Genomic DNA, 21,692 nt, shown 5'->3' with positions numbered 1-21,692 from the left:
CATCAGAGATGTGTATAAGAGACAGCCTCTACGTCGCCACGGGCGACGGCGGCGGCGCGAACGACGAGGGGCGCGGCCACGTCGACGACTGGTACGACGCCGTCGCGGGCGGCAACGGACAGGACGTGACCGAGAACCTCCTCGGGAGCGTCCTCCGCATCGACGTCGACTCGACCGGCGGCGTCTCCGGCGACGACGACCGCCCGTACGGAATCCCCGAGGACAACCCGCTCGTCGGCTCCGACGGCCTCGACGAGCAGTACGCGTGGGGGCTCAGAAACCCGTGGCGGCTCTCGTTCGACGGCGAGGACTGTTACGTCGCCGACGTGGGACAGGGCGCGTGGGAGGAGGTGAACCTCCTGGAGCGCGGCGGCAACTACGGCTGGAACGTCCGCGAGGGCGCACACTGCTTCCGCGCCGACGACTGCCCGACCGAGACGCCCGACGGCGCGCCGCTTCTCGACCCGGTGCTGGAGTACCCCCACAGCGGGGACGGGCCGTCCGGGGTAGCCGTCATCGGCGGCCACGTCTACCGCGGCGAGTCGATTCCGGCGCTCTCGGGCGCGTACGTCTTCGCCGACTGGCAGTCCGAGGGGAGACTGTTCGCCGCCCGCCCGAGCGAGTCGCGGCCGTGGGACATCGCGGAGATTCCCGTGACGGACCGCGACGACGGCGGGACGAACGTCCTCGCGTTCGGCCGCGCCCCCGACGGCGAACTGTACGTCTGCACCAGCGGGCGGCCGATTGTCACCGGGTCGTCGGGCGCGCTGAACCGGTTGACCGGCGTCTGAGGTCGGGGGCAGGTCGTTCCAGCGCCCGCGACTCAGGCGTCGCCGTCGACGTTGACTCGCCTGCCCGTCGTCGCCGACTCGTAGGCCGCCTCGGTCAGCGCGGTCACTCGGAGAGCGTCCTCGGCCGGGATGGCGAGGTCGGCCTCGTCGCGCGCGGCGTCCACGAAGTTCCGGAGCTTCTTCCGGGTCAACTCCTCGAAGTCGGGCGTCGGCGGCGTGGCGGTGTAGGTCATCCCCCCCTCGGCCACCTCGATGGTCTCGCCGTCGAAGGCGACCATCCCCTCGGTGCCGATGACGCGGAGCGACTCGCCGGGGTCGGGGACGCTCTGTCCGTCGCCGGAGACGCCCACGCTCGCGGTGAGGCGGTCGCCGTCGCGGTCGAGGACGACCGCGAGCGCCGAGTTCACGTCCACGTCGTGGCCGCGGTGGTCGACCGCCGCGGCGACCGTCACCGGTTTCGAGCGCGTCACCCAGAGCATCGCGTCGAGGAGGTGCGACCCCGAGTCGTACAGTTGGCCGCCGCCCGACAGCGACGGGTCGCCGCGCCACTCGTCTTTCGTCCAGCGAATCCACTCCTGTTCGAGGTGGCAGACCACCATGTGCGGGTCGCCGATGCGACCGCTGTCGACGACGCGCCGCAGTTCGTGGAACCGCGGGTCGAAGTGCCGCTGATAGCCGACCGCGAGCGTGAGTCCGCGTTCCTCGGCGCGGTCGACGAGCGCCCGCGCGCCGCCGAGGTCGGTCACCATCGGCTTTTCGAGGTGGACGTGGAGGTCGGCGTCGAGCGCCGCGAGCGCCTGGTCGAAGTGCTTGGTGTGCGGCGAGGCGATGGTCACCGCGTCGAGGAACTCGGCGTCCAGCAGTTCCTCGGTCGTCTCGTAGGTCGGCACGTCGAACTCGTCTCCGAACCGCTCGCGAACCTCGTCTACGGGGTCGACGCCGGCGACCACGCGCACGCCGTCGAGTTCGTTGAGCAAGCGGCACTCCAGCACGCCGAGGCTTCCGAGGCCGATACCTGCGACTCTGAACATGCCGTACCAGTCGCGGGGAAGCCGCAAAAGCGTGCGGGCGAGTCGCAAGGAATTACCGGGGGACCGGCGTGGGTCGGCTATGGACGACGCAGTCCTCCAGCGGTTCGCCGTCGTACTCGCGTTGGTCGGGGTGGCCCTCCACGTCACGTCGCTCGCCGAGAACCCGTCGCAGGGGTTCGTCACCGTGGGGTTCGCGGTGCTCCTCCTCGCGCTCGCGCTCGGCGGCGCGCCGGTCGCGCGCGAACTGTTCGAGGCGGACGCGACCCGCGCCGAATCGCCCGACGCCGACGAACAAGGCTGAACGTCTCGCCGCTACTCGCACGCTTTAGTCGCCCGCCGTCGTGGCATCGACCATGAGCCTCGACTATCGACGACTCGGGTCGACCGGCACCCGCGTCTCTGAGTTGTGCTTCGGCACGTGGCGGTTCGGACGGAAGAGCAGCGGCGTCCTGGAGACCGACGAGGAGGAGGCCCACGAACTCCTCGACGCGTTCGAGGAGCGCGGCGGGAACTTCATCGACACCGCCAACGTCTACGGCAACCCGAACGGTACGTCCGAGGAGTACATCGGCAACTGGCTGGCCGAGCGCGACCGCGAGGACTACGTCCTCGCCTCGAAGGTGTACTTCCCGTTCGACGAGGACAACCCCAACGGTCGCGGCCTCTCGCGGACCCACATCCGAAACCAGATCGAGGGTACGCTCGACCGACTCGACACGGACTACCTCGACCTCTACTACATCCACCGCTGGGACGAGGAGACGCCCATCGAGGAGACGCTCCGGGCGCTCAACGGCCTCGTCGAGGAGGGGAAGGTCAACTACCTCGGCGCGTCCACGATGGCCTCGTGGCAGCTCACGAAGGCGCTGTGGAAGTCCGACGTGCACGACTACGCCCGCTTCGACGTGACCCAGCCGCTGTTCCACGCCGGCTACTACGAGGACGTGAAAGACTACCTCGACGTGTGCGGCGACCAAGACGTCGCGGTCTGTCCGTACTCGCCGCTCGCGGGCGGCTTCCTCACGGGCAAGTACGAGCGCGCCGACTCCGACGACCCGACCGAGTACGTCGCGCCCGACGGCGCGCGCGGGTCGTTCGACGAGCGGTTCGACCGGTTCTACGTCTCCGAGCGCGGCTGGAAGGTGCTCGACGAGATTCGCGCCGTCGCCGACGAGGTCGACGCCAGCCCCGCGCAGGTCGCGCTCCGCTGGCTGATGGACTACCCCGAGGCGACTGTCGTTCCCATCGTCGGTGCGCGGACGACCGAGCAACTCGACGAGAACGTCGGCGCGGCCGACGTGGACATCTCGACCGACCAGTGGGAGCGCATCATGAACGCCCGCTACGACGAAGACGGTCGGCGCTGGGGCCACTAAGCGACCGCGGGCGGCGCGGGCGACCGGACCGCCGTTCGACTCTTTTCACGCGATGCCGAGGTCTCGCAGGAAATCGCAGACGACGTGGACGTAGAGCACGACCGCGAGGAACGCCGCGAGCGACCCGAGTCCCGAGAGCGCGAGCGCGCCGACCGCGACGCCGCCGACGAGGTGGTGGCTCAGGAGTCGCTTGCGGTTGAAGTCGGTGCCGAACTCCTCGAACACCCGCTCTTGGTCGAGGAGGCCGACCCGCGGGTTCGTCACCGCGAGCCGCAGGTTCGCCCAGTCGCCGCGCTGGACGCGGGCGATGACGAAGTGGTCGAGGTCGATGAAGACGCTCACGAAGACCGCGCCGGCGACGAGAAGCGGCAGGCTCCCCGGTGGGTCCAACGCTACCGCGGCGACTGTTCCGGCGACCGCCCCGACGACGGCGTGTTCGAGTGACTTCACGTCCCGCCCCGCTCAGTCGACGTGCGGACGGACCCGCCGGAGCACGAGGTCCGGGTCGAACTCGTCTTCCGACTTGTCCCAGACGCGCTCGTCGTCGACGGTGACGGTGAGAACGCCGTGGTCGCCCGTCACGAGCGCCACGCGGTCGAGCCGGTCGCCGAACTGTTCGAGCAGCGCGTGCTGTAGTTGCTCGGCGCGGTCGAGGAAGCCGCAGGGAACGCAGTATTCGATTTCGACGCTTGTCATGGTCGGACGTTCACGGCGAGCGCGTAAAAGCGAGGGGGCGAGTGACCGCTGCCGCGACCGCGACTGTCACTTCCCGAAGCCGGGCCGCCACCGGAGCAAGACGACGGTGACGAGAAAGACCAGCGTCGAGAGGTCGTACGAGAGCGTCGTCACGGTCGCCGCGATGGCCGTCCCGCCGCCGAAGACGCTCGTGGCGACCGAGGCGAGAATGGGCCACGAACACGAGACGCAGGAGAACAGGCCGACGACCCCGGAGACGGCCGCGCCCGCCGCCTCGACGACCGTGTCGTAGACGAGGAACGCGAGCGCCGCGTAGCCGACCACGCGCGCCGGCATGAGGACGAGGTTGAACAGGTCGCCGCCGTAGACGAGCGCCGGACCCCACCCCGGCGGGAGGAAGGCGACGCGAAGGCCGTCGGTCCCGCCCGGCACGGGCGAGGTGACGAGGCCGCCGGCGACCGCCAACAGCGCGAAGTAACCGACCGCGACGGCGGCCGCCTTTCGCTTCGTCGCGGCCGAGGCCGGTGCCACGTCGGTGTCGAACATGACCCAGAGGCCGACGATGACCCACGCGACGCCGTAGAGCGCGTACCGCGGCGCGCCGACGCTCGCCTCGGTGAAAAGCAGGTAGACGAACGCCAGAATCAGCGTCGTGTTCACGGCGAAGGCGGCGCGGAGCAGACTGGCCCGCGAGGGGCGGGGAAGTGCGGATGCGGTTGCCATGTGTGGGGGAGTAGCGGGGCTCAGAGCGCGAGCGTGTCGACGACGATGGCGAGGAGCAGCATGCCGAGGTAGGCGTTCGAGGCGTGGAACGCCCGGAACGCGGCGGTGTCGTCGCGCTCGTAGTGCAGGCGCACGACGAAGTAGAGGAACGCGCCGCCGAAGAGGATGCTCGTCACGAGGTAGACGACCCCGAGGGCGTCCATGACCGCGAGGCCGGCCGCGGCGACGAGCGTCGCGCCGAGCCACCAGAGGATGTGCTTTCGCGTCTCGGTCTCGCCGCGGACGACGGGCATCATCGGGAAGCCGCCGCGGGCGTAGTCGTCCTTGTAGGCCAGCGCGAGGTTGTAGAAGTGCGCGGGCGTCCACAGGAAGATGACCACGGCGAGGACGACGCCCCCGAGGCCGACGTCGCCGGTGACGGCGACCCAGCCGATGAGCGCCGGAAGCGCGCCGGCCGCGCCGCCGATGACGGTGTTCTGGACCGTGTTTGGCTTCAGGATGAGCGTGTAGACGACGCTGTAGAAGGCGATGGCGACGACGCCGAGGACGGCCGCGAGCCAGTTGACGGACGCGAACAGCGCAACCGACGCGACCGTCAGGAGCAGGCCGAACGCGACGGCGTTGCGGACGGGGACGAGGTCGACCGCGAGCGGCCGGTCGCTGGTCCGCTGCATCCGGCGGTCCACGTCGCGTTCGAGGACGTGGTTGAACGTGCCGGATGCGCCGATAGAGAGGACGCCGCCGCCGAGCGTCGCCGCGATGACCTCGGGCGTGAGGCCGGGCGAGACGGTGCCGGCGAGCGCCATCGCCGCCGACGCGACGAGACAGAGGAGCCACATCAGCCGCGGCTTCATGAGCCGGAAGTACGCGTTGACCGTCGCCTTCGCGCGGGCGACGGGCTCGGTCGGGACGGGCGGTCGCTCGCCGTCGTCGGTCGGGGGACTCATCGAGGGGGTGCCGACCGGCGCGTCGTCGGGGTCGCCGGTGGCCGCTTCGAGCGTCCACGCGAGCGCGGCGACGAGGCCGCCGAAGATGACCATCCCGAGAACCAAGTGGAGCGTCGAGAGCGCGGGGCCGACGCCGACGGTGGCGACGACCGCGCCGAGACCGGCCTGCGCCGGGTAGAGCACCGCCGACGCGGTGACGGTCGCTCTCACGCGGCGGGACGTGTCGGTCCGCCACGCCGAGACGAGCGTGGCGAGCGTGAGGAGACCGACGAGGACGGCCGCGACGCGGTGGCCGAGGGCGACCCAGCCGTCGAGCGTCGCGGGGAGCGAAAAGCCGTCTCCGCACGCGGGCCAGGCGCTACACGCGGCGGTCGCGTCCGTGAGCGCGGTCGTCGCGCCGACGATGAGCAGCAGATAGACGCCCATCGCGGTCGCGGCGAGCAGGCCGTGGAACGTGTTCGAATCGCGATTCGTGGCCACGAAATTCACCTACGGGCCTGTTGGGCCGTCCCGTATTTAGGACCCGCGCTTTTCCGCCTCGCGTTCGGGTGCCGCTCCCCCCGATATGGCGGGGGCGGGTTGATAAACGGCGGGCCGAGAGTCGGTATGCATTTATGCGGTTGTTCCTAAGTCTCGCTCAGCATGAGAAAGACGCGTTTCGCGCTCGCGTCCCTGCTCGCGACGGTCGTGATGGCGCTCGTTGCCACCCCCGCCGCCGCGCAGGCGTCCGCCACGTCGGAACTTATCAATCAGCTCAACGGGAAGCTGCTGTACGTCGCTATCCCGATTACCGTGCTGGTGGAGGTCATCCTCCTCTACACGGTCATCAAGTTCCGCAACAGCGAGCGCGCACTGCCGACCAAGGAGAACCGCCGGCTCGAAATCACGTGGACCATCGCGACAGCGATTATCCTGCTTTTCGTCGGCGTCGCCTCCTACGGCGTGCTGGCCAACGAAAACGTCACGCACCAGGGCAACGACATCGCCATGGACGACGACCCGGTCGTCGTCACGGCCGAGGCCTACCAGTGGGGCTGGAACATGTACTACCCCGAGGAGGGTAACTTCACGTCCGGCAACGAGATTGTCATCCCCAAGGACCGCCCGGTCTACTTCCAGGTGACCGCAACGGACGTGATACATGGATTCCACGTCCCTAAACTCGGCCTCAAGCAGGACGCGATGCCGGGTTCGACGAACACCATCAAGACCGTCGCCTACGAGGAAGGCACCTACCAGGGCTACTGTACTGAGTACTGCGGCGTCGCGCACTCTCAGATGTACTTCACCGTCGAAGTCGTCTCGCAGGAAGAGTACCAGAACTGGCTCGACGAGCAGCAGTCGGCCAACAGCGAGTCGTCGTCCGGCGGCTCGAACTCGACCGCGACGAACTCCACGCAGTAACGGACCTCCCTTCTCTTTCGACGCTCCCCGCCGAGTGACGACGCTCGCGCTCGTCGCGTTCGGCCGTCGGAGAATGCTTCGAAACGTCGGAATCGAATCGGGTCGTGCCTCGAAGGCGGGCGAGGTCTCAGCAGCGCCGCTCGACGATGCGGTCGATGATGCGGCCCGTCGAGAGGAGTTCGTCGTCGTGGCGCTGCTCGCGCGGCGTCGCGCGCGTGACCTCGCAGTCGATACCGCGGGCGTCGAGGGCGGCTTTGATGCCCGCCTCGTCGTGGTGTTGGTCGTAGCCGAGGACGATGACGTCGGGGTCGATTTTCTCGATAGGGACGAAGATGTCCTCGGCGTGGCCGAGGTGGGCCTCGTCGACCACGTCGAGCGCGGCGACCATGTCGCGGCGCTGGCGGTCGTCGAGTATCGGCTTCGGCTTGTGCGTCACGTTCTCGCCGCGGGCGATGATGACGTGGAGTTCGTCGCCGAGCGACGCGGCGTCAGACAGGTAGTGGACGTGGCCGGGGTGGAGGATGTCGAAGGTCCCCTGGGCGATGACCCGTCTCATCGGTCCAACTCCGCGTCGATGTCGTCCTGCGTGAAGTCGAAGAACGATTCGGGGTCGGGGAGGTCGACGTCGAGCACGTCGAGGTCGCGAACCTCGCCCGACTGGTCGAACGCCTCCCAGTCATCGAGGCCGTAGGGCGCGCCGATGATGATGTGGACCCGGCCGCTCCCGAAGGTGTCGAGGTCGGCGTCGCTCGGTCGGAGGACGCCGTTCGGGTGCGAGTGAATCGACCCGACGGCGCGGAAGTCGTTCGGCACGAGGTCGTTCCTGACGGTCGCGCTGTAGGGGTCCGAGACGGTCCCCGGGATGATGAGCACGTCCGTCACGACGTAGCCGTCGCGGTCGACGCCGAGTCGGCGGGCGTCCTCGCCGCGGAGGAGTCCCATGTACTCGTTCGGATGCGTCTCCGCAGAGGCTTCGAGCGCGAAGTCGAGGGCGTCGGCGGCGATGCCGACGACCTCCCGCGACCGGAAGAGTCGCATACCGAACCGTCCGCGGGCGCTCCATCTAAGGGTTCCGGAACGCCGAGTCGGTCGCCGGAACGGAACCGCCATACTGAGGTCGGCGCTCGCCCGAACTCGGGTGTGACGCTCGATTCCGACCTCGTCGCCCGAGCGACGAACGCGCTCTCCGCGGACGCGCCGCCGACCGCGACGACCGAGCTCGACGGCGGGCACGTCGGGCGCGTCTACCGTCTCGACTTCGACGGGCGCGACCCCGTCGTCGCCAAGGTCGGCGACACGCCGCTCGACGTGGAGGCCGCGATGCTCGACTCGCTCGGCTCCGCCGGGCTCCCGGTCCCCGCGGTCCACCACGCCGACCCCGACCTGCTCGTCCTCGACTACGTCGAGGGTTCGTCCGAGTTGACCCCCGCCGCCGAGCGCGACCTCGCGGCCCACCTCGCCGCGCTCCACGAGACGACCGCGCCGGCGTTCGGCTTCCCCTACGACACGCTCTCCGGCCCGTACCGCCAGCCGAACCCGTGGACCGACTCGTGGGTCGAGTTCTTCTGCGACCAGCGCCTCCTCCCGTGGTCCGATGCGGCGCTCGATTCGGGACTCCCGGACGCGACCGCCGAGCGAATCGAGTCGGTCGCGGGCGACCTCGACGCGCTCCTCGTCGAGCCGGCGGCACCCCGACTCGTCCACGGCGACGTCTGGGGCGCGAACCTCCGCGTCCGCGACGACCGCGTCGTCGCCTTCCTCGACCCGGCGTGTTACTACGGCCACCCCGAGGTCGAACTCGCCTACATCGACTGGTTCGACGCCGCGGGCGACGATTTCTTCGACGCCTACGACGAGTCCCGACCCATCGCCGACGGCTTCTTCGAGGAGCGCTCGCCCGTCTACGCGCTGTTTCCCCTCCTCGAACACGTCCGCGTCTTCGGACGAGACTACGTCCCGTCGGTCGAAGACGCGCTTGACGAACTCGGGTACTGACGCCCGGGTCCCCGCAGTTTTCGGGGCGAATCGAGTCGTGGGAACCGGTCGCGCACGTGAGATGCTTTTGTAAAGCTTAACACTACCCCCTGACCTAGCGGGACCATGAGCGACGAGCACGCCGGGGATTCCGGCGACGACTCGGGTCCGAATTCGGACGCACGACCTATCGTCTACGATCTCGCACCGAACTGTACCGCCGACGACGTCGAGACCGACGCCTACTACCACGCCGTCGTCAACGGCGTCGTGGAGTACGGCATCTTCGTCGACATCTCCGACTCCGTCTCCGGTCTCATCCACGAGTCCAACCTCTCGACCGACTACGAGGTCGGCGACCGATTGGTCGTCCGCCTCGAATCCGTCCGAGAGAACGGCGACATCGCGTTCGCCGAGGAAACGCCCGACGACTACCGCACCCTGACCGTCGACCACGAGCCGACCATCACGCCTATCTCCGACCTTACAGTCGGCGATTCGGTCACCGTCGAGGGCGTCGTCACGCAGATTAAACAGACCGGCGGCCCGACGGTCTTCCGCATCGCCGACGACTCCGGCATCGTCGCGGCCGCCGCCTTCGAGGAGGCTGGCGTCCGCGCGTTCCCCGAAGTCGACCTCGACGACGTGGTCCGCATGGCCGGCACCGTCGAAGACCACGAGGGAACCCGCCAGCTCGAAGTCGACGGGCTGACCGTTCTCGACGACGAGACCGCGGCCGACGCCCGCCAGCGCATCGACGCCGCGCTCGACGAGCGCGCCGAGCCCGAGCCGGTCGAACCGCTCGTGGAGTGGCCGGCGTTCGAGAAGCTCCGCGGCGACCTCGAAGACGTGGCGCGCCTGCTCCGCCGGACGGTCCTCGAAGGCCGCCCGATTCGCGTCCGCCACCACGCCGACGGCGACGGCATGTGCGCGTCCGTTCCGGTCCAGCTGGCCCTCGAACGCCTCATCACCGAGGTCCACGACGACCCCGACGCGCCGCGTCACCTGTTCAAGCGCCTGCCGAGCAAGGCCCCGTTCTACGAGATGGAGGACGTGACCCGCGACCTGAACTTCGCGCTCGAAGGTCGCGCCCGCCACGGTCAGCGGCTCCCCTTCCTGCTCATGCTCGACAACGGGTCGACCGAGGAGGACGTGCCCGCCTACGAGAACCTCGCGCACTACGACGTGCCCATCGCCGTCGTCGACCACCACCACCCCGACCCCGAGGCGGTCAACCCCCTCCTCGACGCGCACGTCAACCCGTACCTCCACGACGAGGACTACCGCATCACGACCGGCATGATGTGCGTCGAACTCGCGCGGATGATTCACCCCGACGTGACCGACGAACTGCGTCACGTCCCCGCAGTCGCCGGGCTGTCGGACCGCTCGAAGGCGGAGGTCATGGACAACTACATCGCGCTCGCCGAGGACGAGGGCTACGACCGCGAACAGCTCCTCGACGTGGGCGAGGCGCTCGACTACGCCGCCCACTGGCTGCGCTACAACGACGGCGCGTCCATCGTCAACGACGTGCTCAACGTCGGCTGCGACGACGAGGAGCGACACCGCGAGCTCGTCGAGTTCCTCTCGACGCGCGCCGAGCGCGACGTGGACCGTCAGCTCGAAGCGGCCGAACCGCACCTCGAACACGAGCGCCTCGACAGCGGGGCCAACCTCTACCGCATCGACCTCGACAAGTGGGCCCACCGCTTTACCTACCCCGCGCCGGGCAAGACCACGGGCAAGCTCCACGACCGCAAGGTCCAGGAGACGGGCGAGCCGGTCATCACCATCGGCTACGGTCCCGACTTCGCCGTCCTCCGCTCCGACGGCGTCCGCCTCGACATCCCGCGGATGGTCGCCGAACTGAACGAGGAGGTCGTCGGGGGCGGCGTCTCCGGCGGCGGTCACCTCGTCGTCGGCTCCATCAAGTTCGTCAGCGGCATGCGCGAGGAGGTCATCGACAGCCTCGTCGAGAAGATGGCCGAAGCCGACATCGACGAAGAGCTGTCGACGACGGCGTAAGGTCGCAGTCGCGGCTCACGCGGACACTTATTTTATTCTTCGAACTCCAGTCGCCTGAGCGCCGCGACTCCGACGACGACCGCGAGGGCGGCCGCGGCGACGAGCCCCGGCTTCGACTCCGCCCCGCGCCCGCTCGCCCGCCAGTCCGCCGCGAACGCCCCGCGGAAGTACGCCGCCGCGGCCGGGTCCGACAGCGCGAGGACGACTTCGCGGTTCTCGCGGGCCGAGTGGCGGTTCCAGTTGAGACTGCCGACGAGCGCGGTGTCGTCGGCGACGACGCCCTTCGCGTGAATCGCGCCGTACCGGCCGCCGGGTCGCGCGAGGCGGACCGAAAGCGGCGTTCCGGTCCTGTCGGCCCACTCGTTCAACCGCTCCGCGAGCGCGCGGTTTTCCTCCTCCACGTACCACGCGCTTCCGAGGAGGAGCCGAACGCGGACGCCGCGGTCGGCGGCGCGCTTGAGCGCGCGGACGAACGGCCCGTCCGCTTCGACGGTCGGCTGTAACACGTCGATTCGGGCGTCGGCGGCGTCGAGTCGAGAGACGACCGCGGACTCGGCGTTGTCGGGCGCGCGGAGGACGGCGATGCGGTCGACTCGAACGGACTCGGGGGCGATGCGCGAGGGGTACGAGCCGTTCGCCGACTCGGTGCGGACGAACGACCGGCCGACCCGGTACGTCTCCCACGGGGCCGTCCCCGGGAGCGACGCGTCGTCAGCGAAGGTGGCCGCGAGGTCGGCCGCGACGCTCGGCGAGCGCGCGACGACGCCCCAGCCGCGGCTCTTTCGCCCGCCGGTCCCGGCCGGTTTCCAGTTCTCGGTCATCACGAGCGCCGCGTCGTCGACGACGGCGTACTTCGGGTGGTGAAACGAGTGCGGGTCGCCGACGACGCGGACCGAGACGCCGGCGTCGACGAGGCGGTCGAGGACCCGCGCCGACCGCCGCGGAAAGCCGCCGACCGGGCTGTCTTCGACCAGCACCGACACGGCGACGCCGCGCTCGCGGGCGGCGACGAGTTCGTCGGCGACGCGCGCGGAGGAGACGACGTAGCCGGCGAGCAGAATCCGCTCGTCGGCGGACCGGAGCGTCGAGACCGGGCGCTCGGGCGAGTCGGGAAGGACGAACAGCGTCGCGTTCGCGGGGCCGTGGGTCGCGACGTCCCGTCGGGGGAGGGACCGCGGCCACCACGACCACGCGCCGTCCCGGCGTTCGAGGAGCGCGCCCTCACGGCTCCGGTCGTAGGTAAGGCGGTCGGCGACGACGCCGTTTCCGCCTTCGATGGCGGCGCTGGCGCTCCCCTCGTAGCCGCCGTCACCGACGACGCGGAGCGTGACCGTCTCGCCACCGTTGGCGAGGCCGAGGCCGGGCGCGACGACGGGGAAGTCGGTCAGGTTCGCCGCCGCGTTCGGGTCGGCGGCGACGGCGACCGTCCCGCCGGGTGCGGCGAACGAGACGGTGTCTTCGCCGTCGGACAGCGAGAGTTCGGTTCCCGCGGGCGCGGCGACGGCGACGAACTCCCCGCGGTCGCCGGGCGTCGCCGGGTCGGGCAGCGCGGAGACGATTCGAGGGCCGCCGGACGCCGACGAGTCGGCGGGCGTGGGCGAGTCGGTCGCGTTCGTCGCGTTCGTCGCGCCCGGCGCGGCCGCTATCGGCGCGGGAACGACGGCCGCGAGCAGGACCACGAGCGAGGCGGCGAGCGCGGCGACGAGAGCGCGACGTGACACACCCCGCGGTGGTCGCGTCACCCTACAAAAACGTTCGCGACCGGTGGCTCAGCGCGAGCGGTTTCGAGAGAAAGAACACGAGAGGAGAACCGCAGAACCGCGAGGGTGTCGCGTCGTCGTGCGGCCTCAGACGGTCGCTTCGGCTTCGACGTCGTCGCCGAGGAACTCGGCGGCGAGTTCGGCCTCGCGCTGGACGAGGAACGAGCGGTCGTCGACGTAGCCGGCGGCCGCTTCGAGCGCGTCTTCCGTGCCGATCTGTCGGAGCGCCCACGCGGCGCTGGCGCGGACGGAGTCCACGTCGTCGTCGGCGGCGACGTCCGAGAGCGGTTCGACGGCGCGGGTGTCGCCGATGAGACCGAGCGCGCGCGCGGCGGCCGAGCGGACGTTGTCGTTCTCGGTGACGAGTTTGTTCGCGATGGGCTGGGTCGCCTCCTCGGAGCCGATTTCGCCGAGCGCCTTGAACACGACCTTCTGGAGCGCGGGGTCGCTGTCGGTGTCGACGTAGTCGACGAGCATCTCGACGCCCTCCTCGGCCGCCATCTTGCCGATGGCCTTGATGACGCCCTTGTCGCGGCGCTTGGCCTGCCCCTCGATGGTCTCGTAGGCGCTGTCGTCGTTCATCCGCGTGAACGCCTCGATGCAGTACTCCTGCATGAAGTCGGACTGGAAGCTCTCGAAGGCGAGCGCGATCATCTCGACGTTGCCGCGCTTTTCGTGTTCCTTCAGCGCCGACAGCTCCGGCGGGTAGTCCTTGTAGTGGCCGAGCACGTCGTAGAAGCCCTGCACTTGGAGCTTCTCTCGCGTTTCGAGGTCGTCCCACTCCTGGGCGTCGTCGAGGCCGTCCGCGAGGCCGTCGGCGACCTCGATGAGGTCCGCGATGGTCTCCGCGTCCTCGTCGGCGTCGAGGTCGGCGGCTTCGACGGCCGCGATGGCGTCGTCGACGGCGGCGGTCAGCGCGTCCTCGTCGTCGCCGTCGACCGAGACGCCCGCGTCGAGCACGCCGTTGAACTCGTCGGCGAACGTCTCGACCGCGGCGACGATTTCGCCTTCGCCCTGCTCGGTCCACCGGGTGTCCGCGATGGTGGACTTGGCCTCTTCGAGCGTCTCGACGGCGTCTTCGGCGTAGGGACCGCGCTGGGATTCGAGTTCGTCGCGCAGGTCGGACAGGCGCGATTCGAGTTCCTCGGCGGGGTCGTCCTCGTCTTCGTCGTCCGGTTCGGGCAGGTCCGCGGCCTCCACGTCGGCCTCGATGTCGTCGAGCGTGGCCTCGACCTCGTCGAGGTCGGTTTCGGTCTCGGCCGCCTCGAGAGCCTCCTCGGCCTCGGTCAGGCGCTCGTCGAAGCTCTCGGGCGAGAGTTCTGTCGTATCGTCGTCCCCGTCACTCATATGCCGGAAGTCCGTTCGACTGTAAAAAGAGCGTTTCCCTTCGCTTCGCGTCTCCGGGTGGCACCGACCGCCGATTCCATCCGGGCCACTTTTTCGCGGCCCGTCCGTTCCTCCGAGCGTGACCGGTCCAACCATCGCCGTGCCACAGCGCGCGGCGTTCGACCTCGACCCGGCGCGAAACGAGGCTGACGTGCGCGCCCGCGTCGCCGACCTCCCCGAGTCGGTCGACATCGCGCTGTTCTCCGAGTACGCGCTCACGGGCTTCGTCGCGGACAACCGCGCCTTCAGCGGTGCAATCTCGCGGGAGCGCGCGACCGACTTCCTCGCGTCCGTCGCCGCCGACAACGAACTCGACGTGCTCGCGGGCTACCTCGAACGCGACGGCGAGACGCTCTACAACGCGGCCGCCTACGTCCGTCCCGACGGCTCCGCCGCGGTCTACCGAAAGCGACACCTCTGGGGCGGCGAATCCGAGGTCGTCACGCCGGGCGACGAACTCGTCGTCACGGACACGCCCGCCGGACGGACGGGACTGCTCACCTGCTACGACCTGAACTTCGTCGGCGACAGCGCCGCGCTGACCGACGAGCGAATCGACGCCCTGTTCGTCGTCGGCGCGTGGCCCGCCGCCCACTCGACGAACTGGCGACTGCTCTGCCGCGCCCGCGCCCTCGACGGGGTGCGGTGGCTCGTCGGCGCGAACCGGACGGGGAGCGGAACGGTCTCCGGCTCCGCGGGCACGGAGTACGCGGGACGCTCGCTCGTCGTCAGACCCGACGGCGTCGTCGCGGCGGCGCTGAACCGCGGCGAGCGCGACCTCGTCTGGACGCTCGACCGCGACCTGCTCGCCGAACAGCGCGCGTTCGTCGGGTCGGTGGAGTAGCCGAAACCGGACTGCATCACCGGAACCGAGGGGGGTTTTTCCGACCCCGCCCAATCGGGGTCGATGACGGACACGCTCTTTACGCCGCTCTCGCTCCGCGACACCGAGGTTCGGAACCGAATCATGGTCTCGCCGATGTGCCAGTACTCCTCGACCGACGGGTTCGCCGAGGACTGGCATCTCGTCCACCTCGGGAGCCGCGCCGTCGGCGGCGCGGGCATCGTCATGTCCGAGGCGACGGCCGTCTCCCCGGAGGGTCGCATCTCGCCGAACGACCTCGGCATCTGGTCGGACGACCACGTCGAGAAGCTCCGGCAGATAACCTCGTTCGTCTCGTCGATGGGGAGCGTACCGGCAATCCAACTCGCCCACGCGGGCCGGAAGGCGAGCAAGTCCCGGCCGTGGGAGGGGAGCGAGCCGGTCGCGCCCGAAGACGGCGGGTGGACCACCGTCGCCCCCAGCGACGTGCCGTGGCCCTACGAGGGCGAGGCCCCGCCGCTCCGGAAGCTCTCGACCGACGGAATCGACGGCGTCGTCGACGACTTCCGCGCCGCGGCCGAGCGCGCCCTCGACGCCGGCTTCGAAATCGCCGAGGTCCACGCGGCCCACGGCTACCTCCTCCACGAGTTCCTCTCGCCGGTCACGAACCGCCGCGACGACGAGTACGGCGGCTCCTTCGAGAACCGGACGCGGCTCCTCCGCGAGGTCACGGAAGCGGTCCGCGAGGTCTGGCCCGACGACAAGCCCGTCTTCGTCCGCATCTCGGCGACCGACTGGCTGAACGACCGCGAGTCGTGGGACATCGAGCAGTCGGTCCGCCTCGCGGCCGACCTCGACGACCTCGGCGTCGACCTCGTCGACGTGAGCGCCGGCGGCATCCACCCCGACCAGCGGATTCCGAACACCGGCCCCGGCTATCAGGTCCCCTTCGCCGAGGTCATCCGCGAGGAGACCGACGTGATGGTCGGCGCGGTCGGCGGTATCCGAACCGCGCGCCACGCCGACGAGGTCGTCAGCAACGGCCGGGCCGACCTCGCCATCGTCGGGCGCGAGCACCTCCGCGACCCGTACTTCGCGCTCCACGCCGCCGAGGAACTCGACGCCGACGCGGCGTGGCCGCCGCAGTACCAGCGCGCCGTCCCGCGCCGGTAGGGTACCGACCCCGACCCGCGCGGGTCCGCCACCCCTCGAATCCCTCGAACGCTTATCCCCGCGGCGGTCCAACCGTGGGCCATGAGCGACCGACGACGCGACGACGACATCCTCGACTTACTCGACGAACTCGGGGACACGCTCGACGAACTCGGCGCGGAACTCCGCGAGGAGCGCGACCGCGGTCGCGGCCGCGACCGACGCGGCTACGGCGACGACCGCTTTCGGCCCCCGCGTCCGCCGACGTTCGGCGAGGTACTGCGATTCACCGAGTCGTACACCATCCCGACGGTCATCGCCGTCCTCGAAGCGACCATCGCCTCCCTCGAACTCCTCCGCCGTCTCATGCGGCTGTCCGACCCCGGCCGCGCGATGGAAGACGCCAGAAGCGAGACGGAGTCCCGGATGCGGAGCGTCCCGAAGAGCGCCGTCTCCGGCGTCGACCGCGCCCTCGACGAACTCAGAAACGCGCTGTCGGAGGCCGACCTGCCGACGAACCCCGAGGCGCGCGACGTGATGGACCGCGCCCGCTCGCTCGCCGACGAACTCGACGAGCGAATCACCGAGGCCGAGCGCGAGCGAACGACCCGAGAGCGTCGCTGGCGCGAGGACGAACGCACGTTCGAATCGGAGTGGCAACGGCGCGACGACGCCCGGCGTTCCCGCGACGAGGGCCGCGCCTCCAGCGACGCCGAGCCGGTCGGCACGGGGCCGGTCCGAATCGACGTGACAGAGGAGGCCGACCCGGACGGCGGGGACGACGAGAGCGACGGGCCGAAGGTCGACGTCGACGCCGAACTGGAGTCGATTAAGCGCGAGGTGAAGGGCGGTGAGGCGGGCGACGACGACGGAGACGGGTCCGACGCCGATGCGGGCGACGAGCCGAGCGACCGCTGAGCGGCGGCACGCGCGCCCTCCGTGCGGAGCGATTCCCGGTTACCGCGCCGGTCGAACGTCCACGCGAACCACGTCGCCGACCCACGCCGCAAGCGCGAGGAGCGCGATGCCCGCGCCGCCGGTCACGAGGACGGGCGTGAACTGCACGCCGTTGACGAGGACCAACAGCGCGAACAGCAGCGAGATGACCCCCACGACCGCCAGCGCCGACGCCGCGCCGACGCGCCACCACGCGAGGCCGGTCGTCTTCGACTTCCCGCGGACGACACGGGAGACGCCCGCGGCGACGACGCCGAGGGCGACGAGATAGGCGGCGAAAAACAGGTCGTAGCCCGCGCCCGCGGAGCCGAACGCGACTTCGAGGGCGTCGAAGCCGACGATGAGCAGGTACGTCGGCAGTTGGAACGGTTGGAACTGGACGCCGTAGCCGAGGCCGTACAGCCCGGCCAACACCGCCGTGGCGACCGCCGCGTCGCGCGCGAAGGTGACGCCGCTGGTGCGGTTCATAGGCGAGATAGAAGGTGTAGTTATATCAACACTCGCCCGCTCAGAGCGGTTCGAAGCGGTAGCCGTCCCACTCCTGACTCGCGGGCTCGCGGATGCCCGCGCCGGGTTCGCGGAGTTCCTCGCAGTAGACCGGGCGGACCTCGTCGCCGATGTCGACGTCGTCCTCGCCGGTGACCTGCCCGATGGCGCGGACGGGTTCGCCGTCCACGTCGAACTCGACGATTGCGAGCGTGTTTGGCTGTCGGACGCCCGGCGGCGTCGCCGTGGAGGTGGTCCACGTCAGCACCGTCGCCGTGTAGTCGCTGAGGTCCACCGTGCCGACCGGTTCCTCGCCGCCGGGACCGACCGGGTGGCCGGGGTAGGTGATGCTCCCGTCGGGGTAGCGGTACGCCTCCATCGCGGGTTCGTCGTCGGACATTATCGGGACTCCATGATGGTCGTGGTCACGCAGTTGCCGAAGCCGCCGACGTTGCACGCGAGGCCCACGTCAGCGTCGACCTGCCGCTCGCCTGCGTCACCGATGAGCTGTTTGTAAATCTCGTACACCTGCGCGACGCCCGAGGCCCCGAGGGGGTGGCCCTTCGACTTCAGGCCGCCGGACGTGTTGATGGGAAGGTCGCCGTCGCGGTCCGTGACGCCCTCCTCGACCGCCTTCCAGCCCTCGCCCTTCTCGAAGAAGCCGAGGTCCTCCGACTGGAGGAACTCGAGGATGGTGAACATGTCGTGGAGTTCGGCCACCTCGATGTCGTCGGGTTCGAGGTCGGCCATCTCGTAGGCGATTTCGGAGGAGTTGACGACGCCGCCCATCGTGGTCGGGTCGGCGCGCTCGTGGACGACGTGGGTATCGGTCGCGCCGCCGATGCCGGAGATGACGGCGTAGTCGTCGGTGTACTCGCGGGCGACCGACTCGGGGCAGAAGACGAGCGCCGCCGAGCCGTCGGTGATGGGACAGAAGTCGTAGAGGCGAAGCGGGTCGGCGACGACCGGCGAGTCCATGACGGTGTCGAGGTCGACCTCCTTGCGGAACTGGGCGTGGGGGTTGTCGACGCCGTTTTTGTGGTTCTTGACGGCGACCTTCCCGAGCGACTCCCGCGGGGCGTCGTAGGTGTCGAGGTAGAGCCGTGCGGTCAGCCCCGCGAAGGAGGGGAGCGTCACGCCGTGTTTGTACTCCACCGGGTGCGTCAGCGAGGCGATAACGTCGGTCGCCTCGGCGGTCGAGCGGTGGGTCATCTTCTCGCCGCCGACGAGCATCGTCATGTCGGACGCGCCGGAGGCGACCGACTGCCACGCGGCGTAGACGCCCGCGCCGCCGGACGAGGAGGTCTGGTCGATTCGGGCGGTGTAGGCGGGCATCGCCGCGAGGTCGTGGGCGAGGGCGTTCGGGACGCCCGTCTGGCCCTCGAACTCGCCGCTCGCCATGTTCGAGACGTAGAGGTGCTCGATTTCGTCGGGTGAGACGTCGGCGTCCGCGAGCGCGGCCTGTCCCGCTTCCGCGAGCAGTTCGCGAATCCACGCGTCTCGCTGCCCGAACTGGGTCATCGATGCACCGATAATCGCTACGCGGTCCATACGCGCACGTCGTCGCAGCGCGATTTAAAACCGGGCAATCCCTCGCCGGCACGTCTCAAACCGTTTATCAGTCGGTCGCCCGAACGACCGGCCATGGACGCCGAACGCCTCGCGCCGACCGTCGGAATCGTCGGCGCGCTGCTCCTCGCAATCGCCGTCGCGATTCCCGCCGTCGCCATCGAGGGTGGGGACGGACAGGTGGCCGCCTACTACGCCGCCGGTCCGGTCGGCATCTCCTTCGTCGGGATGCTCGCGCTCCTCGAAATCATCGTCTTCCTCTCCGGCGGACAGGAGCGGACCGACCCGGCGACGGCCGCCGGACTCGCCTTCGTCCTCTCGCTTTCGATGCTCGGCATCGCCGCGCTGTGGTCGTTCTCCATCGACCCGACGCTCCTGTTCAGCTTCGACCAGCAGTACTCGTGGCTCACCTACCACCGCTGGTCGGTCGTGGCCGCCGCGTTCGTCACCTTCGTCGGCGGCGCGTGGTACGCCCGCGGCGTGTTGTAAGCCGGCGTCGGCGGTGCCGGTGTCGACGCCGGTATTGACTCGTTTTCTCGCGCTCCGCTCTCGGAGCGCCGCGTCGAATCACCCCGACGGTGTCCCTCGATTTCACCGCACCCGAGTCGAAAGGCCCTTAACAGTCGATGGATAATGAGGGAGTGGACTAGGTCGGGCAGTTAGGCCCTGCTCTTCACCCGCGAAATAGGTCTTCAGCGGGGACCGAACACGGGCGCGTCCGGTCAGACCGGCGCGGGCCCCGGAAGCCAACGTAGAAACCTCGTCCTTCGGGGACAGCGGCTCCGCGTACCCCTTCCGCAGGGAAGGGTTCGCGCGGTTCATCGGTGGTACCCCGCCAGGCGCGGAAGCGAGCAGCGGACCATCGGACGTGCGTCGCTCGAGGGATCGCGGGGTGGAGGAGGCAACCGGGATTCCCCACGTCGGAACGCCGGGCAACCTCGCTGTCCACCCATTCATACCTCATCGCAGTCACCCGCCGACCGGCCGGTCTCTCGGTCGCGGATTCGACGTACAGCGTCCGAGAGCCCTTGCTCCGGCGGTGCGTACCGCACGCGCGACTGTCGGCACTCGGCGAACTGAAATACCGCACAAGGGGTCTGTTTCCCCGGGGGAGACGCTTACTGTTTGTTCTCGGCTTCCGTCTCGGTCGCTTCGGCCGCGGCCTCGGTCTCGTCTTCTTCTTCGTCGTCGTCGCTCTCGCCTTCCTCTGCGCCCTTCTTCAGTTCGTCTTCGATCTCCTCGCGGCCGCGGCGGAACTCGCCCATCGCCTGGCCCGACGACCGGGCCAGTTGGGGGAGTTTGTTCGCGCCGAACAGGAGGACGATGATGAGCAGGACGATGAGCAGTTCTGGGCCGCCCGGGAGTCCGGGGAACAGCGGAATGGAATCCAGCATTACGTTCGGTTACGTTCGGGGGGAAGATAAGAGAGACGGTCCGGGATTGAGACCCGAAGTCGCCGTAGTCCGCGTATCTCGGGGGCTCGTGGACGTTCGAGCGGCACGACGGACCGAGCGTCGGACCGACCGCGTCAACCGCGTATCGGTCCCGCCTCAACCTCGGAACTGACCGCGTCAGCCGCGGGCCAGCCCCGCGTCACCGCCAACTGGTCCAGCCGCCGTCGACGACGATGGACTCGCCGGTGACGTACTTCGAGAGGTCGCTGGCGAGGAAGACCGCCACGCCGGCCACGTCGTCCGGTTCGCCCTGCCGACCGAGCGGAATCATCGCGTTCAGCTGCGCCATCTGTTCCTCGCTCGTCTCCTCGGCCCCTTCCGGGCCGATTTTGGTCTTGATAGCGCCGGGGTGAATCGCGTTCACCCGGACGTTGTCCCCGCCGAGCCCGTGGGCGAGCGAGTACGAGAGCGTCCGGACGGCCCCCTTCGACGCGCTGTACGTCGGGTAGTTACCGTTGCCGAAGATGCCGTTGACGCTGGAGACGTTGATGATGCTTCCGCCGCCGGACTCGACCATTCGCGTTGCGGCCGCCTGCGCCCCGAAGTAGACGCCCTTCAGGTTGATGTCCATCATCCCTTGGAACTCCGCTTCGGTGACTTCGAGGAACTCCTCGGGCCGCCAGATGCCGGCGTTGTTCACCATCACGTCCACGCCCCCGAACGCCTCGGCGGCGTCCATCGCCTCCTCGAACGCGGCCGGGTCGGTCACGTCGAGTTCGACGTACGTCGCCGACGAGTCGGTGTCCGATTCGATTTTCTCGTGGGTCGGCGCGCCGCCTTCCTTCGGCTCTTCGCGGATGTCGCAGACAACCACGTCCGCGCCCGCCTCGGCGTAGGCCAGCGCGATTCCCCGTCCGATACCCGAGCTACCGCCGGTGACGACCGCGACGCGGCCGTCGAGCAGACTCATCTGTAATACACCTCACACGAATATGGTGGGAACGATAGTTAAGGATAGCCGCCAGTTCCGACGACGTGAGAGTCGCTGAACGCTCTCCGTGGCGAACAGCGGTCCGGAGAAGATGCACCGGCTGGGAATCGAACCCAGATAATTGGCTTGGAAGGCCAATGTCTTACCATTAGACCACCGGTGCTCATTTCATTCGCACCGTGCATCGACGGACTCCGTCCGTCT

The 21,692-nt window shown here is 69.3% G+C and carries 24 protein-coding genes, 1 tRNA gene and 1 other RNA gene; 11 read left to right on the top strand and 15 right to left on the bottom strand.

The window, feature by feature from the left end; translation table 11 throughout:
* Nucleotides 1-791: PQQ-dependent sugar dehydrogenase (locus tag C454_RS17400; RefSeq protein WP_004977610.1), on the top strand; the 791-nt coding region annotated here is incomplete at its 5' end.
* A 32-nt stretch (nucleotides 792-823) separates the two neighbouring features.
* Here the strand turns inward: C454_RS17400 and C454_RS17395 are convergent.
* Nucleotides 824-1,822: a Gfo/Idh/MocA family protein gene (locus tag C454_RS17395; RefSeq protein ID WP_004977609.1), complete on the bottom strand. Its 999-nt coding sequence runs from the start codon at nucleotides 1,820-1,822 to the stop codon at nucleotides 824-826.
* A gap of 79 nt (nucleotides 1,823-1,901) precedes the next feature.
* Here C454_RS17395 and C454_RS17390 point away from each other — a divergent pair, with 79 nt between their 5' ends.
* A complete protein-coding gene (locus tag C454_RS17390) occupies nucleotides 1,902-2,123 on the top strand; it encodes a hypothetical protein (protein ID WP_004977608.1) in 222 nt (73 codons plus the stop codon).
* A gap of 52 nt (nucleotides 2,124-2,175) precedes the next feature.
* Nucleotides 2,176-3,198 carry an aldo/keto reductase gene (locus C454_RS17385; protein ID WP_004977607.1) on the top strand — a complete coding sequence of 341 codons (1,023 nt, stop codon included), beginning with the start codon at nucleotides 2,176-2,178 and terminating at the stop codon, nucleotides 3,196-3,198.
* A gap of 45 nt (nucleotides 3,199-3,243) precedes the next feature.
* Here the strand turns inward: C454_RS17385 and C454_RS17380 are convergent, their stop codons facing one another.
* From C454_RS17380 to C454_RS17365, 4 genes are all read right to left on the bottom strand, one after another.
* On the bottom strand, nucleotides 3,244-3,648 hold the full coding sequence (locus C454_RS17380) for a metal-dependent hydrolase (RefSeq protein ID WP_004977606.1): 405 nt from the start codon (nucleotides 3,646-3,648) through the stop codon (nucleotides 3,244-3,246).
* Nucleotides 3,649-3,660: 12 nt separating this feature from the next.
* Nucleotides 3,661-3,894 carry a SelT/SelW/SelH family protein gene (locus C454_RS17375; RefSeq protein ID WP_004977605.1) on the bottom strand — a complete coding sequence of 78 codons (234 nt, stop codon included), beginning with the start codon at nucleotides 3,892-3,894 and terminating at the stop codon, nucleotides 3,661-3,663.
* Between the two features lie 66 nt (nucleotides 3,895-3,960).
* Nucleotides 3,961-4,617, bottom strand: coding sequence for a DUF7546 family protein (locus tag C454_RS17370; protein ID WP_049905256.1), 657 nt, complete (start codon nucleotides 4,615-4,617; stop codon nucleotides 3,961-3,963).
* A gap of 20 nt (nucleotides 4,618-4,637) precedes the next feature.
* Nucleotides 4,638-6,044, bottom strand: coding sequence for a heme o synthase (locus tag C454_RS17365; RefSeq protein ID WP_004977603.1), 1,407 nt, complete (start codon nucleotides 6,042-6,044; stop codon nucleotides 4,638-4,640).
* Nucleotides 6,045-6,206: 162 nt separating this feature from the next.
* On the opposite strand from C454_RS17365, the gene coxB reads away from it, so the two are divergent.
* Nucleotides 6,207-6,968 (top strand): cytochrome c oxidase subunit II, encoded by a 762-nt coding sequence (gene coxB, locus C454_RS17360; protein WP_004977602.1) that lies wholly within the window; start codon nucleotides 6,207-6,209, stop codon nucleotides 6,966-6,968.
* A 127-nt stretch (nucleotides 6,969-7,095) separates the two neighbouring features.
* On the opposite strand, the gene C454_RS17355 is transcribed toward coxB, so the two are convergent.
* Both C454_RS17355 and C454_RS17350 read right to left on the bottom strand, forming a co-directional pair.
* The gene (locus C454_RS17355; protein ID WP_004977601.1) at nucleotides 7,096-7,524 is read right to left on the bottom strand and encodes an adenylyltransferase/cytidyltransferase family protein; all 429 of its coding nucleotides are present in this window, start codon (nucleotides 7,522-7,524) and stop codon (nucleotides 7,096-7,098) included.
* The gene (locus tag C454_RS17350; RefSeq protein ID WP_004977600.1) at nucleotides 7,521-8,006 is read right to left on the bottom strand and encodes a Mov34/MPN/PAD-1 family protein; all 486 of its coding nucleotides are present in this window, start codon (nucleotides 8,004-8,006) and stop codon (nucleotides 7,521-7,523) included. The genes C454_RS17355 and C454_RS17350 overlap by 4 nt, the downstream gene beginning before the upstream one ends.
* A 102-nt stretch (nucleotides 8,007-8,108) precedes the next feature.
* Here C454_RS17350 and C454_RS17345 point away from each other — a divergent pair, with 102 nt between their 5' ends.
* Both C454_RS17345 and C454_RS17340 read left to right on the top strand, forming a co-directional pair.
* A complete protein-coding gene (locus tag C454_RS17345) occupies nucleotides 8,109-8,963 on the top strand; it encodes a fructosamine kinase family protein (protein ID WP_004977598.1) in 855 nt (284 codons plus the stop codon).
* A 105-nt stretch (nucleotides 8,964-9,068) separates the two neighbouring features.
* A complete protein-coding gene (locus C454_RS17340) occupies nucleotides 9,069-10,970 on the top strand; it encodes a DHH family phosphoesterase (RefSeq protein ID WP_004977597.1) in 1,902 nt (633 codons plus the stop codon).
* A 32-nt stretch (nucleotides 10,971-11,002) separates the two neighbouring features.
* Here C454_RS17340 and C454_RS17335 read toward each other — a convergent pair whose 3' ends face one another.
* Entirely contained in the window at nucleotides 11,003-12,691 is a 1,689-nt protein-coding gene (locus C454_RS17335) for a phospholipase D-like domain-containing protein (RefSeq protein ID WP_004977596.1), read from the bottom strand.
* A gap of 126 nt (nucleotides 12,692-12,817) precedes the next feature.
* Nucleotides 12,818-14,077 carry a HEAT repeat domain-containing protein gene (locus C454_RS17330; RefSeq protein WP_004977595.1) on the bottom strand — a complete coding sequence of 420 codons (1,260 nt, stop codon included), beginning with the start codon at nucleotides 14,075-14,077 and terminating at the stop codon, nucleotides 12,818-12,820.
* Between the two features lie 118 nt (nucleotides 14,078-14,195).
* Between C454_RS17330 and C454_RS17325 the strand changes: the two genes are divergently transcribed.
* From C454_RS17325 to C454_RS17315, 3 genes are all read left to right on the top strand, one after another.
* Entirely contained in the window at nucleotides 14,196-14,960 is a 765-nt protein-coding gene (locus C454_RS17325) for a carbon-nitrogen hydrolase family protein (protein ID WP_004977594.1), read from the top strand.
* A gap of 63 nt (nucleotides 14,961-15,023) precedes the next feature.
* Nucleotides 15,024-16,112: an NADH:flavin oxidoreductase/NADH oxidase gene (locus tag C454_RS17320; protein ID WP_004977593.1), complete on the top strand. Its 1,089-nt coding sequence runs from the start codon at nucleotides 15,024-15,026 to the stop codon at nucleotides 16,110-16,112.
* Between the two features lie 81 nt (nucleotides 16,113-16,193).
* Nucleotides 16,194-17,009 carry a DUF7547 family protein gene (locus tag C454_RS17315; protein WP_004977592.1) on the top strand — a complete coding sequence of 272 codons (816 nt, stop codon included), beginning with the start codon at nucleotides 16,194-16,196 and terminating at the stop codon, nucleotides 17,007-17,009.
* Between the two features lie 39 nt (nucleotides 17,010-17,048).
* Here the strand turns inward: C454_RS17315 and C454_RS17310 are convergent, their stop codons facing one another.
* Genes C454_RS17310 through C454_RS17300 form a run of 3 tightly spaced genes read right to left on the bottom strand, consistent with a single transcriptional unit; the run spans nucleotide 17,049 to nucleotide 19,085 of the window.
* Nucleotides 17,049-17,516, bottom strand: a complete 468-nt coding sequence (locus C454_RS17310) for a hypothetical protein (RefSeq protein ID WP_004977591.1) — start codon at nucleotides 17,514-17,516, stop codon at nucleotides 17,049-17,051.
* Nucleotides 17,517-17,556: 40 nt separating this feature from the next.
* Nucleotides 17,557-17,934 (bottom strand): OB-fold domain-containing protein, encoded by a 378-nt coding sequence (locus C454_RS17305; RefSeq protein WP_004977590.1) that lies wholly within the window; start codon nucleotides 17,932-17,934, stop codon nucleotides 17,557-17,559.
* Nucleotides 17,934-19,085: a thiolase family protein gene (locus C454_RS17300; RefSeq protein ID WP_004977589.1), complete on the bottom strand. Its 1,152-nt coding sequence runs from the start codon at nucleotides 19,083-19,085 to the stop codon at nucleotides 17,934-17,936. Before C454_RS17300 ends, C454_RS17305 begins: the two co-directional genes overlap by 1 nt.
* A gap of 93 nt (nucleotides 19,086-19,178) precedes the next feature.
* Here C454_RS17300 and C454_RS17295 point away from each other — a divergent pair, with 93 nt between their 5' ends.
* Together C454_RS17295 and ffs are read left to right on the top strand one after the other, a co-directional pair.
* The gene (locus C454_RS17295) at nucleotides 19,179-19,592 is read left to right on the top strand and encodes a DUF7548 family protein (RefSeq protein WP_004977588.1); all 414 of its coding nucleotides are present in this window, start codon (nucleotides 19,179-19,181) and stop codon (nucleotides 19,590-19,592) included.
* A 150-nt stretch (nucleotides 19,593-19,742) separates the two neighbouring features.
* Nucleotides 19,743-20,054: signal recognition particle sRNA (gene ffs / locus C454_RS19985), an RNA gene on the top strand.
* Nucleotides 20,055-20,221: 167 nt separating this feature from the next.
* On the opposite strand, the gene C454_RS17290 is transcribed toward ffs, so the two are convergent.
* The 3 genes from C454_RS17290 to C454_RS17280 form a co-directional block, all read right to left on the bottom strand.
* Nucleotides 20,222-20,497: a twin-arginine translocase TatA/TatE family subunit gene (locus C454_RS17290; RefSeq protein ID WP_004977587.1), complete on the bottom strand. Its 276-nt coding sequence runs from the start codon at nucleotides 20,495-20,497 to the stop codon at nucleotides 20,222-20,224.
* A gap of 199 nt (nucleotides 20,498-20,696) precedes the next feature.
* Nucleotides 20,697-21,467 carry an SDR family oxidoreductase gene (locus tag C454_RS17285; RefSeq protein ID WP_004977586.1) on the bottom strand — a complete coding sequence of 257 codons (771 nt, stop codon included), beginning with the start codon at nucleotides 21,465-21,467 and terminating at the stop codon, nucleotides 20,697-20,699.
* Between the two features lie 113 nt (nucleotides 21,468-21,580).
* Nucleotides 21,581-21,651 (bottom strand) — tRNA-Gly (locus tag C454_RS17280).
* Between the last annotated feature and the right edge of the window lie 41 nt (nucleotides 21,652-21,692).

The sequence above is a fragment of the Haloferax gibbonsii ATCC 33959 genome, from assembly GCF_000336775.1.
Taxonomy (GTDB): Archaea; Halobacteriota; Halobacteria; order Halobacteriales; family Haloferacaceae; genus Haloferax; species Haloferax gibbonsii.
This window is presented reverse-complemented; position numbering and strand designations above follow the sequence as displayed.